This is a genomic window from Leucobacter sp. 1207-22, from assembly GCF_052850455.1.
Genome location: NZ_VXCR01000008.1, coordinates 17,662 through 31,983, shown reverse-complemented (window position 1 = coordinate 31,983; position 14,322 = coordinate 17,662). Strand labels below are relative to the sequence as shown.

General features: G+C 63.5%; 16 protein-coding genes. 7 read left to right on the top strand and 9 right to left on the bottom strand.

Going from position 1 to position 14,322, the window contains the following annotated elements:
* Positions 1 to 32 precede the first annotated feature (32 nt).
* Entirely contained in the window at positions 33 to 434 is a 402-nt protein-coding gene (locus FW756_RS11645) for an acyl-CoA thioesterase (protein WP_446430325.1), read from the top strand.
* Positions 435 to 539: 105 nt separating this feature from the next.
* Here FW756_RS11645 and FW756_RS11640 read toward each other — a convergent pair whose 3' ends face one another.
* On the bottom strand, positions 540 to 1,016 hold the full coding sequence (locus tag FW756_RS11640; protein WP_446430324.1) for an N-acetyltransferase family protein: 477 nt from the start codon (positions 1,014 to 1,016) through the stop codon (positions 540 to 542).
* Between the two features lie 5 nt (positions 1,017 to 1,021).
* Positions 1,022 to 1,318, bottom strand: a complete 297-nt coding sequence (locus FW756_RS11635) for a cupin (RefSeq protein ID WP_446430323.1) — start codon at positions 1,316 to 1,318, stop codon at positions 1,022 to 1,024.
* 249 nt (positions 1,319 to 1,567) lie between these two features.
* Here FW756_RS11635 and FW756_RS11630 point away from each other — a divergent pair, with 249 nt between their 5' ends.
* Complete coding sequence (locus FW756_RS11630) at positions 1,568 to 2,167, top strand: HdeD family acid-resistance protein (RefSeq protein ID WP_446430322.1); 600 nt, start codon at positions 1,568 to 1,570, stop codon at positions 2,165 to 2,167.
* 84 nt (positions 2,168 to 2,251) lie between these two features.
* Here the strand turns inward: FW756_RS11630 and FW756_RS11625 are convergent, their stop codons facing one another.
* Genes FW756_RS11625 through FW756_RS11610 form a run of 4 tightly spaced genes read right to left on the bottom strand, consistent with a single transcriptional unit; the run spans position 2,252 to position 5,071 of the window.
* A complete protein-coding gene (locus tag FW756_RS11625) occupies positions 2,252 to 2,887 on the bottom strand; it encodes an SseB family protein (protein ID WP_446430321.1) in 636 nt (211 codons plus the stop codon).
* Positions 2,888 to 2,938: 51 nt separating this feature from the next.
* Positions 2,939 to 3,565: an energy-coupling factor transporter transmembrane component T family protein gene (locus FW756_RS11620; protein WP_446430320.1), complete on the bottom strand. Its 627-nt coding sequence runs from the start codon at positions 3,563 to 3,565 to the stop codon at positions 2,939 to 2,941.
* Positions 3,562 to 4,260 carry an energy-coupling factor ABC transporter ATP-binding protein gene (locus tag FW756_RS11615; RefSeq protein ID WP_446430319.1) on the bottom strand — a complete coding sequence of 233 codons (699 nt, stop codon included), beginning with the start codon at positions 4,258 to 4,260 and terminating at the stop codon, positions 3,562 to 3,564. Before FW756_RS11615 ends, FW756_RS11620 begins: the two co-directional genes overlap by 4 nt.
* Positions 4,261 to 4,264: 4 nt before the next feature.
* Entirely contained in the window at positions 4,265 to 5,071 is an 807-nt protein-coding gene (locus FW756_RS11610; protein ID WP_446430318.1) for a biotin transporter BioY, read from the bottom strand.
* Positions 5,072 to 5,082: 11 nt separating this feature from the next.
* On the opposite strand from FW756_RS11610, the gene FW756_RS11605 reads away from it, so the two are divergent.
* Positions 5,083 to 5,721 (top strand): TetR/AcrR family transcriptional regulator, encoded by a 639-nt coding sequence (locus FW756_RS11605; protein ID WP_446430317.1) that lies wholly within the window; start codon positions 5,083 to 5,085, stop codon positions 5,719 to 5,721.
* A gap of 108 nt (positions 5,722 to 5,829) precedes the next feature.
* Positions 5,830 to 6,438 (top strand): hypothetical protein, encoded by a 609-nt coding sequence (locus FW756_RS11600; RefSeq protein WP_446430316.1) that lies wholly within the window; start codon positions 5,830 to 5,832, stop codon positions 6,436 to 6,438.
* A gap of 417 nt (positions 6,439 to 6,855) precedes the next feature.
* On the opposite strand, the gene nucS is transcribed toward FW756_RS11600, so the two are convergent.
* Together nucS and FW756_RS11590 are read right to left on the bottom strand one after the other, a co-directional pair.
* The gene (nucS, locus tag FW756_RS11595; RefSeq protein WP_446430315.1) at positions 6,856 to 7,548 is read right to left on the bottom strand and encodes an endonuclease NucS; all 693 of its coding nucleotides are present in this window, start codon (positions 7,546 to 7,548) and stop codon (positions 6,856 to 6,858) included.
* Positions 7,549 to 7,565: 17 nt separating this feature from the next.
* Entirely contained in the window at positions 7,566 to 8,927 is a 1,362-nt protein-coding gene (locus FW756_RS11590; protein WP_446430314.1) for an MATE family efflux transporter, read from the bottom strand.
* Positions 8,928 to 9,053: 126 nt separating this feature from the next.
* On the opposite strand from FW756_RS11590, the gene FW756_RS11585 reads away from it, so the two are divergent.
* Together FW756_RS11585 and FW756_RS11580 are read left to right on the top strand one after the other, a co-directional pair.
* Positions 9,054 to 9,242, top strand: a complete 189-nt coding sequence (locus FW756_RS11585; RefSeq protein WP_446430313.1) for a hypothetical protein — start codon at positions 9,054 to 9,056, stop codon at positions 9,240 to 9,242.
* 129 nt (positions 9,243 to 9,371) lie between these two features.
* Positions 9,372 to 11,372, top strand: a complete 2,001-nt coding sequence (locus FW756_RS11580) for a M13 family metallopeptidase (protein WP_446430312.1) — start codon at positions 9,372 to 9,374, stop codon at positions 11,370 to 11,372.
* Between the two features lie 164 nt (positions 11,373 to 11,536).
* Here FW756_RS11580 and FW756_RS11575 read toward each other — a convergent pair whose 3' ends face one another.
* Positions 11,537 to 12,415 (bottom strand): MerR family transcriptional regulator, encoded by an 879-nt coding sequence (locus FW756_RS11575; protein WP_446430311.1) that lies wholly within the window; start codon positions 12,413 to 12,415, stop codon positions 11,537 to 11,539.
* 717 nt (positions 12,416 to 13,132) lie between these two features.
* On the opposite strand from FW756_RS11575, the gene FW756_RS11570 reads away from it, so the two are divergent.
* Entirely contained in the window at positions 13,133 to 14,302 is a 1,170-nt protein-coding gene (locus tag FW756_RS11570; RefSeq protein WP_446430310.1) for an acetyl-CoA C-acyltransferase, read from the top strand.
* Positions 14,303 to 14,322 lie beyond the last annotated feature (20 nt).

Sequence of the window (14,322 nt, the reverse complement as noted above, 5' to 3'; positions counted from 1 at the left end):
AAGCGGCATATAGCCAGCAGTACACTTGGCGCATGAGTGACGCGCGAATTCTTGTCCGCAAGTGGGTCAAGCCCGAAGACCTCAATCAGCATGGCAGCCTGTTCGGCGGACGCCTGCTGCACTGGGTCGATGAAGAAGCCGCGATCATTGCGACGATGCAACTGGGCACGATCAATGTAGTCACCCGCTACGTTTCCGAGATCGCGTTCGTATCGACGGCGGCCCGCGGCGACCTGCTCGTGCTGGAGTACACGGTGAAAGCGTTCGGTCGTACCTCGCTCACTCTCAGCTGCCGGGTTGAGAACGCGGTCACTGGCCAGGAAGTATTGACGCTCGAGCGCATCGTGTTCGTCGCAGTCGATGCCGAGGGCAAGAGCTGGCCGCACGGTCAGACCGAGCCGACGGTTGCGACGGAGCGGCTCCGCCACAGCTGAGCGGCGGCATCGCTAGGCAGCGGCCGCCGAAAAACGGCGACCGGGGTCGGGCGAGAGCGCGGATCCGCGCCCACCGACCGACCCCGGTCGCAGCGTGAATGTGGCCTATGCGCCTGGCTGTGCCGGCTTCATGTCGTAGGTGTCGAAGGCGACGCGCGACGCGAGGCTGTCGTAGAGACGCTTGGCGGTTGCGTTGTCTTCCGAGGTGATCCACCGCACGAGGGCTGCGCCTTCGCGACGGGCGATCCGCGCCAACTCATCGAGGATCTGCGTTGCCGCGCCCTTGCCGCGCGCGGCGGGCGAGGTGAACAGGTCATCGAGAAACAGCGCCGTCACGCCATCAATCGGGCGTGCGAAGGTGCGGTAGTGACCGAGACCGACGAGTTCACCGTCGAGTTCGGCGACGAGTCCGCGAACTTCGTGTTCCGGATCTTCCAGCCAGCCCCACACCGTTTCGTAGACCTCGGGGTTGTGCTCCTTCTTGTAGAAGTCGCGGTAGCCGCGGTACAGCGCGGCCCAGCCGGCCTGGTCAGCCGCAGTGACCGGGCGAACAATAAGCTTCGATGCGTCTGTGGTCGTCATCGCGCTCACGCCAGCCGCTCGATCTCGACGAAGACGACGGTGGTGTCGGCGCTGCGGTTCTCAATGCGGTGCTCTGCGCCAGCTGCGCGCGTGTAGCTCTGACCTGAGACGAGGTTGGCGACGATCTCGGTACCGTCTGAGTTGAGCACGTGCATGGTGCCGGTCATCATCGGGACGACGACGTAATCGTAGTTGTGGGGGTGCATGGGGATCGCGCCGCCTGGCTCGATCACCCACTCGGTCGCGCGAAGCACCTCGGTTTCGAGCTGAACGGTGCCGGTTGAGCCTGATTGTTGCGTCATTGAACAGTCCTTCTGCGTTGAAAGTTTTGGGCTGTCGCCAGCGTATCCCGCCGGTCACGCGCGGGCGATAGGCGTTTTGGACGATTTTCGTGGTGATTTTGTCCATTTCGTCGCGCAGATTGCGTGACTGTGTGTGCGTTACCAATTTGTTCGCGATGGTTCTGCCACAAAATCGCTGAACTGGTACAGAATGGAAACAACTGCGAGCCCCATCCGCGAGGCCCGCACCGCAATCAAGAGGAGAAACCCTTGACTCAGAACCAGATTCCGTTTGCTGCGAAGGCAACCGACGCGACCCGCATCATGTTCGGCGTCGGCGGTCTGGTCGCGGCTGTGCTTGGTGTGCTTATCCTGATCTTCCCGGGTAAGTCGGCAAGCTTCACTGTTTCCGTCGTCGCTGCGATCGTCGCAGCCTACGCATTTGTTGCCGGCGTCGTGTACCTCGGTGGCGCGATCTTCAGCCGCACGCAGACTGGCTGGGCACGTACCGGCCACGTTCTGCTCGGCCTGCTCTACATCATCGGTGGCATCGTTATGGCGGTGAACCTCAACACCACCGGCGCAGTGCTCGCGCTCTTCCTGTCGATCACGGTCGGCGTGCTGTGGCTCATGGAAGGCATCGTCGCACTCACCATGCTGAGCAAGATCGAGGGCAAGAAGGTCTGGACGATCATCTACTCGATCATCAGCATCCTCGCTGGCCTCACCCTCATCATGTCGCCGCTGCTCGGTGCGATCACCCTCTGGTGGCTCATCGGCATCTCGATGCTCGTGCTCGGCATCATGCAGATCATCCGCGCCTTCACGATCAAGACTCCTGCTGACGCGCTGCAGGAGATCGTGCGCTAATCACGCGTCACAACGGCGAACGGGCCGGGCAAGGGAACATTCCCTGCCCGGCCCGTTCGCGTTGGTGCGTGGGGCGCGGATCGCCTACTTCATCGCCTCAAGCGATTCGGCCGTGATCTCCTCGTCGCTGTGCGCAAGGGTGATGTACTTGCGCAGCAGCACGAGCGATGCCGAAGACTTGTCGAACTCTGCTGCGACGAAGCGATCAGAGTGGATGAGGCCGAGCGCATCGCGCGCCGGGAGCACGGCGCCTTTGACTTCGCTGCGCTTGTGCTCTGGCGTGAGCGCGCGGAGCTCGGCGAGCGACGTGAAGAGCGGGAGAACGAGCTGGCCGCGCGTTGAGCGGATCGTGCGCACGCGAGGTCCGCGGCGCTTGCCACCGGTGCCACTCACGTCGGCGACGAGGTAGCCCTCACGGAACGAGTTCAGTAGCGCTGCAAGATGCACGTAGTCGGGGGCGGCGTGGAACGCGGTGAGTGCCTCACGGGCAGCGGTGTTCTCGTAGTCCTTATGCACCTCGGCCGGGATCTCGGGCTCCGCGGGAGCTGCGTCGGCCTCAGCGTCGGCCTCAGCGTCGGTGTCAGCGTTGGCCTCGGCCTCGGCGTCGGTTCCGGCTGAGTCGGCAGACATCGCCTCGGGTGTGGTCGACTGCTCCTCGACGGGGGTGTCGCCCTCGGGGTGAACGTCGGGCTGATCCTGGGGCTGATCCTGTGCTGCCATGCGTCTAGCCTACGCGCCTGGTGCTTCGACTACGCTCGGCGCGGTGGCGAGCTAGCGCGTTGAATCGTCTGCTTCATCGAGTCCGCGCGCAGCGAGTGCCTCGCCGGTGCGCTCCGCCTGTGCGACCGCGCGCAGGACGAACGGCACGAGCCGCGCGCGGGGGCTCCGTTCCAAGCCTCGTGCTTTGGCTGCGTCGCCAGTTTCACGTGCAACCTCGAGCATGGACGGAATCGCGCGCATCGCAAGCGAAAACGTCAGTGCGACGCGGTCGGGACGCACGCCAAAGATCCGCAGCGGGCCAAGTGCCCAGGTGAGCGTCTCGAGCATGTCGGCGGCGGCGGTGCTCGCTGTGAGGGCGCTCGCCGCAAGAATGAGGGCAAAGAGTCCGCCGACGACATCGAAGGCGTGCTGCCAGTCGCTCTGCCAGAGCTGGAACGCGAACAGCAACACCGCCACGATCGCGAACCCGCGTGCAACGCGCAGGAGTCCGCGACCGCGCAGGCCAGCAAGCAGTGCGAGGATGACGCCGAGTGCGAGAGCGATTGCCGTGGGGACGACACCCGAGGTCGCGATGACCGCGACGGAGAACCCTAAGAGCCCGAGTAGCTTTGCGCCGGGACGTAGGCGATGAAGGGGGCCATCGCCGGGAATATACGCCCCGAGTACCGCTGAGCTCACCCGGCCAACTCCTGGTAGCGCGTGATCGCTTCGGCAGGGGGACCGTCGAAGGCGATCCGCCCCTCGTGCACGACAAGCGTGCGCTCTGCGCGGGCAGCGAGCTCGAGATTGTGCGTGACGATGCAGGTCTGCTGGGGGAGCGTGCAGAGCAGATCGCCGATCATGCGAGTGTTGCGGAGGTCTAGGAGGGTGGTCGGCTCGTCCGCAACCAAGATGCCAGGGTTGGTTGAGAGGACCGACGCGAGTGCGACAAGCTGGCGTTGGCCGCCAGAGAGCTGGTGGACGCTGCGGTCTGCGAGATCCGCGAGCCCGAAACGGTCGAGAACGTCGTGCGCCGCAGCGAGGCGATCCGCCTTCTGCGGGTGCTCCCGACGCAGGGACAGCGCGATGTCTTCGATCACGGTTGGCATGATGAGCTGGGCTGCCGGATCAGTGAACGAGAAACCGACTGCGCTCCTGACCGCGGATCCCTTGCGTGCAGTATCAAGCCAGTCATCGCCTGATTGGTTGAGTACGAGAACGCGCCCGGTATCTGGAACGACCAGGCCGTTCATCATGCGCGCGAGCGTCGATTTGCCCGAGCCATTCAGGCCAATGATCGAGATGAGCGATTCTGAAAGCCGCAGGTTGACGGGTTCGAGGATGACTCCTGACCCGTCAGGCCTGCGGACTTCAGCGTTCTCGAAAACAATCACCGAATTAGGCTACCGGCTGGGGTTCAGGGGTCGTCGCGCCCGCGTTCTTCGCTTTGCGGCGGATCGGCAGGATCTGCGGGAACGCGCGGTGCACAGCGGTCGCGACGATCGCGACGAGGATGTTCTTGATCACATCGCCAGGCCAGAACACGAGGTCAGCCAAGAACGCCTGCTGGAGGGTGAGGTCGAGCACCTTCGACATGCCAAGGATGCCGAGTGGGTGAATGAACACAAAGCTGCTCGCGAGGCCCGCAATGAAAATGAGGGGAAGGCTCGCGGCAATCTTCGTGCGGGGGAGACGCTCGACAATGAAACCAGCAAGGAACGCGGTGAACGGGAACGCCACGAGGTAGCCAACTGAGGGACCGACGAAGACTGCGGGGCCAGCCGATCCGCCGGAGAAGACCGGGATGCCGATCGTGCCGAGTGCGAGGTACAGCAGAACGGCGAGGAAGCCGCGGCGTGCGCCAAGCACCGCACCCGCGAGGATGACGCCGAAGGTCTGCAGGGTGATGGGTACCGGGCCAACGTTCAACGCCGGAAGCAGTGCGCACGCGGCGATCACAGCGGCAAACGTCGCAATGAGCGCGATATCGGTGCCTGGCTTGCGGCGTCGTGCTGCCGCGCGCTTGGTCGGCTTGCTGGTGTCGTTATTGGCGGGTCCCTGCTCCGACTGTGGCAGTTCGGGGATCTGAGTGGCCTCTGCAGGCGTCATGGTCATTCCTTCGGTCTTGCAATGGTGATCGTAGGGGCGCTCGCCGTCACGATCAACCTGAACAGTGTTCTGGTGAACAGTGTTCAGGTTAGCCATAAGATGGTGCCATGCGCAACAGCCGTGCCGACGTCGTAGCCGCTGCGCTGCGCGTACTCGACGAGCACGGCCTCGAGAATTGCTCGATGCGCCGGGTCGCGTCTGAGATCGGGGTGCAGGTCAGCGCGCTCTATCACCACGTGCCAAATAAGCAGTCGCTGCTTGCCCTCATGGCAGACGAAATCGTCGCGGGAGTGCTGCATTCGGCGGCTGTGCGTGCGGCGGCGGAGAGCGATCCGCTCACCAAGGCGCGAGCCATCTGCCTTGCCCTGCGCGATGCTCTGCTGGCCGTGCGAGACGGTGCTGATGTCGTTGCGACCGCGAGCGCGTTCCACACCGGAACCATCGCCATCGAACAGCGCCTCGCCGAACTCGTTGGCCCCGACGGTGCGCGCACCCTGCTGCTCTTCTCGTTCGGGCACGCGCAGTCGACCCAGACCTATCTGCAGGCCGCGGAGTTTGGTGCGCTGATTGCTGGCGGTGCTGGTGTTGGTGCGGAAAGCGCCAGCGGTTCTGCTGTGCACGATGCCGACCCGGCTGGGTCCGATGGGCGCGGATCGGACCAGGGATCAGGCCGCGGATCCGTCGCCGAATCCTTCGCCCGCGGCATCGACATCATCCTCACCGGCATCGGCGCGGAGCGCTCTTAAGGGAAACTCGACCCTCGGGTAGATTTGCATTTGCGGTGCATCCGCTATGCTTCAAGCTCACTCTCGGTGCTTCGACAATTGGCGAAGCAACTTCGCGGCGGAGCGCATATGCAAAATAAGACCCGCGGTGTACGTCACCCGGTTACACGTGTTGTCCCAATGCTGCTCTGCGCAGCGGTACTCACCGGATGCGCGGCCCTGGACTCACGCGCTGCTCAGCCGCCCCAGAGCCAGACCACGACGAAGTCTGCTCCTGTCGAGAGCGTCGACTCGGCAGAATCTCAAGCTCTAGCCGAGTCGGATGCGTGCTCAACGCTGCCCAGAGTCGAGGTGAGTCGTGAAGCGGTCGAGGGCTATACGGTGGCCGAGCAATTCTTAACCAGCGAGGCCTATGGGGACCCCGTGGAGGGTTCGCCTGATGCCGAGTTCTCGCGGGAGGAAGAACTCTTCGGAGAGGATGGCGAGCTGTATGCGAAGATCACAGTTTCGACGCGCTTCTTTGGCCTTCCCGTAGACACTGGGACCCGAGAGTTCGCAACGAGCAATCCCGGTCTCAACGCTGCAGGTGCCCCAGCAACGTATGTGATTTCAGAAGGCGACGCTTTTGAAGCGATTGCCAAACGGTTCTGCCTACCGACGACCTATCTCAGTGAGTTGAACTGGAACCGGTCGTATTTCTCGCCCGGCGACGAGGTGCTGTTGCTGCCCGAGGCCTGATGACTGAGGCCTGAAGTCTGAAGCCTGAGGTTTGAGGCAGAATGCTCAGCGCCACCCTTGCCTTTGTCTAGAAATCGGCCGTCGTCAGCACGAATAATGCAAAAATCGTGCTGACGACGGCCGATTTGCAGACGTAGGCAAATCCCCGCCGCGATCTGCCCCGAAACCAGCCAGCTTCCGGGCCAAACATGCCACAGGCAAGGGCGGGCGTAAGGCCGCCCGAGGCAGCCCCAAACAGGATGGCAAGGCCACACAAAGCCTTAGGTGGAACGCCATCCAAATCTGCTCAGCGCAGCTCAAAATGCGCGAACGCGGCCAAAGCCAAAGCCAAGGCCAGGGCCCAAGCTCTCGCCCGAGCCCAAGCTCTCGCCCGAGCCCAAGCTCTCGCCCGAGCCCAAGCCCAAGCCCAACCCAGGCCTAGAACAGCGCGTTCACATCTTCCTGGCCGCGCATCGCCTCGTAGTCGAGCACGACGCAGCGAATGCCGCGATCCTCGGCGAGCGTGCGCGCCTGCGGCTTGATCTCCTGCGCAGCGAAGACGCCCTGCACGGGGCGAAGGTTCGGGTCGCGGTTCATGAGTTCGAGGTAGCGGGTGAGCTGTTCGACGCCGTCGATCTCGCCACGGCGCTTGATCTCAACGGCGACTGAAGCGCCATCGGCGTCGCGCGCGAGGATGTCGACCGGGCCGATCGCGGTCATGTACTCGCGGCGCACGAGGGTGTGGCCGTCGCCGAGCAGATCGATCTGGCTTGCGAGCAGTTCCTGCAGGTGTGCCTCGACGCCGTTCTTGATGAGGCCAGGATCCACGCCCAGGTCATGCGACGAGTCGTGAATCATCTCGTAGATGGAGACGATGAGCTTGTCTGCGGTCTTCTTGTGGGTGACCTGCCACTGCTCGACGACGCCGACCTCGCGTACGCCCTCGTCGAGTTCGAGGGTCTGCATTGAGCAGGGAGGGCTCATCCAGTTGAGTGGTTTGTAGGATCCGCCGTCTGAATGGACGAGGATACTGCCGTCACCCTTCAGCATCAGCACGCGCTTGGCGCGGGGGAGATGCGCGGACAGTCGTCCCGCATAGTCAACAGAACAATCAGCTACCACGATTCGCACCGAGCCAGTGTAACTGGTTATGCGCCGAGAACCATCCACCGATCGCTGCGTGCGCGCAAACCGAGCGTGGTTGCGCGGGCGAGCATGAGTACGACCATGAAGGCCGCGGTGATTCCGACAAGGGCCGCGGATCCCGCAGGCAAGAACACGGTCGCCGCCCACAGGAACGGCAGGTAGAAGGCGAGGTTCGCGAGACTCGTCCATGCGAGGTAGCGGGCGTCACCTGCTCCCATCAGCACCCCGTCGAGCACGAACACGAAACCGCTGAGCGGTAGCGCGACTGCGAGCGTGATGAGCGACGGTGGCAGGAGCTCGCGCACGGCGGGGTCGCTCGTGAAGAGTCCGCCGAGTACGGGGCTCACCGCGATGAGCAGCAGGCCAATGGCCACGCCACAGATCACTCCCCAGAAGAGTGTGCGTTTCACGATGAGTCGGGCTCGATCCGCGTTCCGTGAGCCGAGTGCGTCACCCACCATCGCCTGGGCAGCGATCGCGAGTGCGTCGAGGGCGAAGGCCGCTGTGGAGAAGATGGTGAACACAATTTGGTAGGCCGCGGTGGCCTCGGTGCCGTGCTGGGTCGCCGCGAATACGGTCGCGAGCAGCGCCGCACGCAAACCGAGCGTGCGGATGAACAGCCAGCCGCCACTGCGGCCAGCGTGGCCCAAGCCATCTCGTTTGGGTAGGAAGCCCGCGCCGTGCGTCCGTGCGTGATGTGAAATGACCGCCAAATAGCAGAGCACCATGCCCCACTGCGCGACGACCGTGCCCCACGCGCTGCCCGCGACGCCCAGGCCGAGTCCGTAAATGAACCACCAGTTGAGGAGTGCGTTCACGGCGAATCCGACGGTTGCGACGGCGAGGGGGGTCTTGGTGTCTTGGAGCCCGCGCAACAGGCCAGACGCGGCGAAGACGACGAGCATCGCGGGGATGCCCAAGCACGAGACCGAGAGGTAGATGCGCGCGTGCTCAGCGGTCTCGCCCGAGACGCCGAAGAGCGAGACCAGCTGGGGTGACATGATCCACATCGCGGCGCCGACGACCGCCCCGAGTGCGAACGCGAGCCAGAGTCCGTCGATTCCGGCCTGGACCGCGCCCTGCAGATCGCCCGCCCCGCGTCGCCTCGCGACGATCGGCGTCGTGGAGTAGGCGAGGAAGATCATGAGGCCAACCGCGGTCTGCAGAATCGCAGCTGCGACCGCGAGACCGGCGAGCGGAGATGCGCCGAGGTGTCCCACGAGCGCCGAATCCACGATGAGAAACAGTGGCTCCGCAATCAGCGCGCCAAGCGCCGGAATCGCAAGGTGCGCGATGCCGCGATCAATCGTGCGGCGGGACGGCAGGGGCGGAGGCGGTGTCTGAGACACAGCAGATGCGGACATGCTTTTAGGGTAGTCGCGAAGCGCGATCCGCCGCCCAATTGCGTCGCAGGGGGTGCGGATCGAGCCCAAACGCGCGACTATGGAAGGGAACCGAATCCAATCAGCGAGGATGTGGAGGAAAACACCATGAGTACCGATGAGAAGCGCGAGCATGCGGCACACGAGGGTCACAGCGAAGATCACGACTCCGACCCCGCACATACCCCCGGCGCTGGTTGGGGCGAAGAAGGCGGAGCATCGCATCTGGGGCCTGCGACAAACGTTCCGGCGCTCGATCCTGATGCATTTACCGATGACGAGGACGCCGACGCGTAGTTTCTGAGGCTGGGCCCACCCTCGGCGCAACGCTGTGGGTGGGCCCAGTGCTGAGCGCGCGCTGTGACGCGCTTGCGCCCTCGGCGATCATCCACCGCAATGTCGGTAGTGCTCTGTAGTCTGAATCGCATGAGCAACGCAGCAAACGGCCCCCTCGTATCCGGCATCGATCTCGCCGAGCTCGATGCTGCCGTCCGACCGCAGGACGACCTGTTCCGCCACGTCAACGGCAAGTGGATGGACCGCACCGAGATTCCAGCAGACAAGGCGCGATACGGCTCGTTCGCCGTGCTTGCCGAGAACGCTGAAGAAGCGGTGCGAGAGATCATCACTGGCACACCCGCACCTGCACCGGGTACGCCCGCAGCCACCGAGGCAGACAAGGTCGCAGCCCTCTACGCAAGTTTCATGGACACCGAGCGCATTGACGCGCTTGGGGCAGAGCCAATTCGTGCAGACATCGAGCGTGCGCTCGCCGTCGCATCGGTTGACGAACTCATCGAGGTCACCGCTCAGCTCGAGCGCGCTGGCGTCGGTGGTTTCTACGGCATGTTCATCGACAACGATCCTGGTGACCCCTCGCGCTACATCACCTTCGTGATGCAGGGCGGTATTGGTCTGCCTGACGAGTCGTACTTCCGCGAGGAGCAGTTCGCTGAGATCCGCGAGCAGTACCGCGCGCACATCTCGCGCATGCTCGGCCTTGCTGGTGTTGCAGACGCCGACCGCCTGGGCGGTCTTGCCTACGAGCTTGAGGCTCGCATTGCTGCATCGCACTGGGACAAGGTTGCGAGCCGCGACATCCAGAAGATGTACAACCTGCGTGATTTCGCTGGCCTGCAGGAGCTGACCCCCGGTCTCGACTGGACCGCGTACCTTGCTGCGATGGGCGCACCCGAAGCAGCATTTGCTGAGGTCGTTGCCGCGCAGCCTGAGGCCATCGCTGGTCTTGCTGAATTGCTCGCTGGCGCGCGCGACAACGCTGACGAGCTTGAGGCATGGCGAGCTTGGCTGGTCTGGCAGATTGTGCGCGGATCAGCGGCCCTCCTGTCGCAGGAGATCTCGCGTGCGAACTTCGATTTCTATGGCACCGCGCTCACCGGTGCTCCTGAGCAGCGCGAGCGCTGGCGCCGTGGCGTCTCGTTCGTCGAGGGTGCGATGGGCGAGGCTGTCGGCCGCATCTACGTCGAGCGTCACTTTGACGAGCGTGCGAAGGCTGCGATGGACGAGCTTGTGGCGCACCTCATCGAGGCTTACCGCGACTCGATCACTGATCTCGCGTGGATGAGCCCCGCAACTCGCGAGCGTGCACTCGAGAAGCTCGATAAGTTCACCCCGAAGATCGGTTACCCCGTGAAGTGGCGTGACTACTCGGCGCTGGTGGTCGATTCGGGTGACCTCATCGGCAACTCGCGGCATATCTCTGAGCAGGAGTTCGTGCGCGAGCTTGGCAAGATCGGCAAGCCGATTGACCGCGACGAGTGGTTCATGACCCCGCAGACGGTCAACGCTTACTACAACCCGGGCTTCAACGAGATCGTGTTCCCTGCTGCGATTCTGCAGCCCCCGTTCTTTGACGTCACGTGGGATGCGGCGACGAACTTCGGTGCAATTGGTGCAGTGATCGGCCATGAGATCGGTCACGGCTTCGACGACCAGGGTTCGCGCTACGACGGTGACGGCAAGCTCACCGATTGGTGGACCGAAGACGACCGTGCGGCCTTCGAAAAGCTCACCGGCGCACTTATCGGTCAGTACAACGAGCTTTCGCCCGAGGGCGCTGACGGCCAGAAGGTCAACGGCGAGCTCACCATTGGTGAAAACATTGGCGACCTTTCGGGGCTTGAGATCGCGTGGAAGGCGTACCTGCGCTCGCTCGGCGGCGCAGAGTCACCGGTCATTGACGGACTCACCGGCGCTGAGCGCTTCTTCCTCTCGTGGTCGACCGCTTGGCAGCAGAAGTCACGCCCCGAAGAGACTGTGCGCCTGCTGACGATTGATCCGCATTCGCCGAACGAGTTCCGCTGCAACCAGATTGTCGCGAACCTTGAGGCGTTCCACGAGGCATACTCGACGAAGCCAGGCGACAAGCTGTGGCTTGATCCCGAAGAGCGCGTCAGCATCTGGTAATTCTTCGTCTGGTCTCGTTCGCTCACAGAACGAGTGAGGCGGCAGGCGTGGCAGTGACCCGGGCACTTGATTGTGCCCGGGCCACTGGTGTTTGGTTCTCGTCTGGCCGAACTTCCGAAGCATCTGCCGGTCGTGAACTTCTTGTAATTACAAGAAGTTCACGACTAGTTCGCGTTCGAGCCGACGTACGCGATGAGCGCAGCGCGTACAAACTCCGCGCCTTTCGTGCCGCCGTAGTTGGCGGCGAAGCGGTCATCGGCGACGTACATCTCGGCGAGGCCGAGCACGTACCCGCGAAGGTCGCCTTCAGGGTCAGCCGCCGGGGTACCTGGCACGCTGCGGAGCCATGCAACGTGACGGGCCGCCAACGCCTGGCCGGATTGGCCGGTGGGATCTTCATCACGTTCGGCTGCTGCCGTCCAGTCGCGTGAGAGTTCAGCGACTGCGGCTTTCCATTCGTGCTGGTCGCGCTTCGAGAGTGACCGCCACCACGCATCGCTTTGCTGATAGGCGGCAGCGCCCCAGCGCTGCTCGACCTCCTCCCTATGGGCGGTGTGATCAAAGCCTTCGAAAATGTTTTCTGCCATGAGATTCAACTCCTGAATGTCTGGTTTTCGTGAAGAAGACTCCTGCTGTTGTGCGTTCGCCGCCGTTCGACGGAGAGCTGCGATCGTGCGTTGCACTGAACCAATCTGCGCTGCGACTCGTTCGTGCTCACGTTCGAGCAGTGCGAGGTGAGACGTGAGAATGTCTATCTCTGCCAGGCGGTGATCCTGAGCTGGCTCTGAGGCTGCACTCGTTTTTGCGGTGTCAGCACTCTGCGACTCCTGCGCTGCGAGCACCTCGGCAATGGCTTCGAGTCCGAGCCCAAGCTCCTTGAGGAGCAGGATCCGCTGCAATCGCAACAACGCACTGTCGTCGTAGAAGCGGTACCCGTTTGCACCGATGCGACTCGGTGCGAGCAAACCAATAGCGTCATAGTGCCGCAGCGTGCGCGAAGTGGTTCCGGCCGCGCGTGCGATCTGCTGGATGGAGTGCTCCATGGTGTTGCCTGACTCTTTCGCTGTCTTCTGGTGAACGGTTGCTCACCACAGTTCACGTTAAAACTTGACGTAACGTCAAGGTCAAGTCTGAATTCAGGGAGTTTTCTGATGCGCAGCTCGCTGGCGCCTTTGCTTGGTCTTGAAAAAGCTCCTTCCTCTGAAAGAAAACAGGTGAAATCGTCCTAACGACGGCCGATCTCCAGACGAAGGGAGGGCGAGCGGGGCAAAAAATCAGCGGAGAGGTTGAGCGTGAGGACGGCCGCGGTTGAAGTTCACCACGCGGCCAAGGAAACCAGTGGGCAACTGCAATGTGGGCAAGGTTGGGGTGCTGGCCCAACCGCGGCAGCCTGATCAAGGTGGAGCCCGGCTGGAGCTGCACGGACTTGGTGCTGACGCGGGTGGCCTCCGGCCACCCTTGCCTGTGGCTAGTTGCCTCGTGCCGTCAGTATGGTTTCGGCCTTCAATAGAGGGGTTCTCAGCACAAGGCGCATACTGAGGGCCGAATGCATATTGGCGAGAAGTAACAGCTGGGGCGTAGGGGTCGGGAGAGCGAGCGGGCCAAAACGCAGCACAGAGCGGTTGCCCCGACACAAACCCGCACCATTGCACACTCGCGCACCCCGCAGGCTGGGCAATCCATGCGTGCGCGAGCGGTCAGAACCCGGCAAGATGGTGTGATCGCCGTGTGAGTGGATCCGCGGCAGCGAGGAGATAACGATGTCGGCGTTGATCGTGGGCTATGCCCGTACCCCGTTTACGAAGTTCACAGGTCAGCTCGCGGCGCAGCCTGCCACGGCACTTGGCGCACACGCGACCGCGGCTGCGCTTGAGCGCGCGGGTATCGCTCCAGACCAGGTGGATCAGCTTGTTGCGGGCCAGGTGCTTCAGGCCGGAGCTGGTCAGAACCCAGCACGCCAGACCGCAATCGCGGCGGGCATCCCGATGAACGTCCCAGCCATCACGATCAACGCAGTCTGCCTGTCGGGAACCGAGGCTGTGTCGCAGGCGGTCCGCCTCATCAAGGCAGGCGAAGCTGACATCGTTGTGGCGGTTGGGCAGGAGTCGATGTCGCTCGCACCCCACACCATCGCACTGCGCGCGGGTGTGAAGTTCGGCCCAGGCACCCTCGTCGACACCGCCGAGCATGACGGCCTCACTGACGCATTCAGCAAGACTGCGATGGGTGCGCTGACCGAGTCGGGTAACGCGGATCGCGACCTCAAGCGTGACGAGCAGGACGCTATCGCCGCCCGTTCGCACCAGCTCGCAGCGGCATCAGAAGGCTTCCTTGCTGGCGAGATCGCACCCTTCACGGTGAAGTCACGTCGCGGAGACCAGGTTGTCACAACCGACGACGGCATTCGCGCGACCACCACGACCGAATCGCTCGCTGGCCTGCGCCCGGCGTTCGCAGCAGACGGCACGATCACTGCGGGCAACGCGTCACAGATCACCGATGGCGCAGCCGCGCTCGTGATCGTGAGTGAGGCGGCGGCTGAGCGCCTCGCGCTAACTCCGATCGCTCGCGTCGAGGCGACCGCGTTCGTCGCTGGACCCGACACGCACTTGCATTCGCAGCCTGCGCAGGCGATCCGCGCCGCGCTTGCGAAGACCGATGCGACCGCGACCGATCTTGCAGCGGTTGAGATCAATGAGGCATTCGCTGCGGTGTCGGTGCAGTCGGTGCGCGATCTTGGCATCGACGCCGACATCGTCAACCGTCACGGTGGAGCGATCGCACTTGGCCATCCGATCGGCGCGTCAGGGGCGCGGATCGTTGGAACGCTTGCACGTCAGCTCGCCGAACTTGGCTCCGGTTCGCTGGGTGCCGCGGGTATCTGCGGCGGTGGCGGCCAGGGCAGCGCGGTTATTCTGCGCGCGGTCTAGGCGCACAAGCGCGAGCGAGA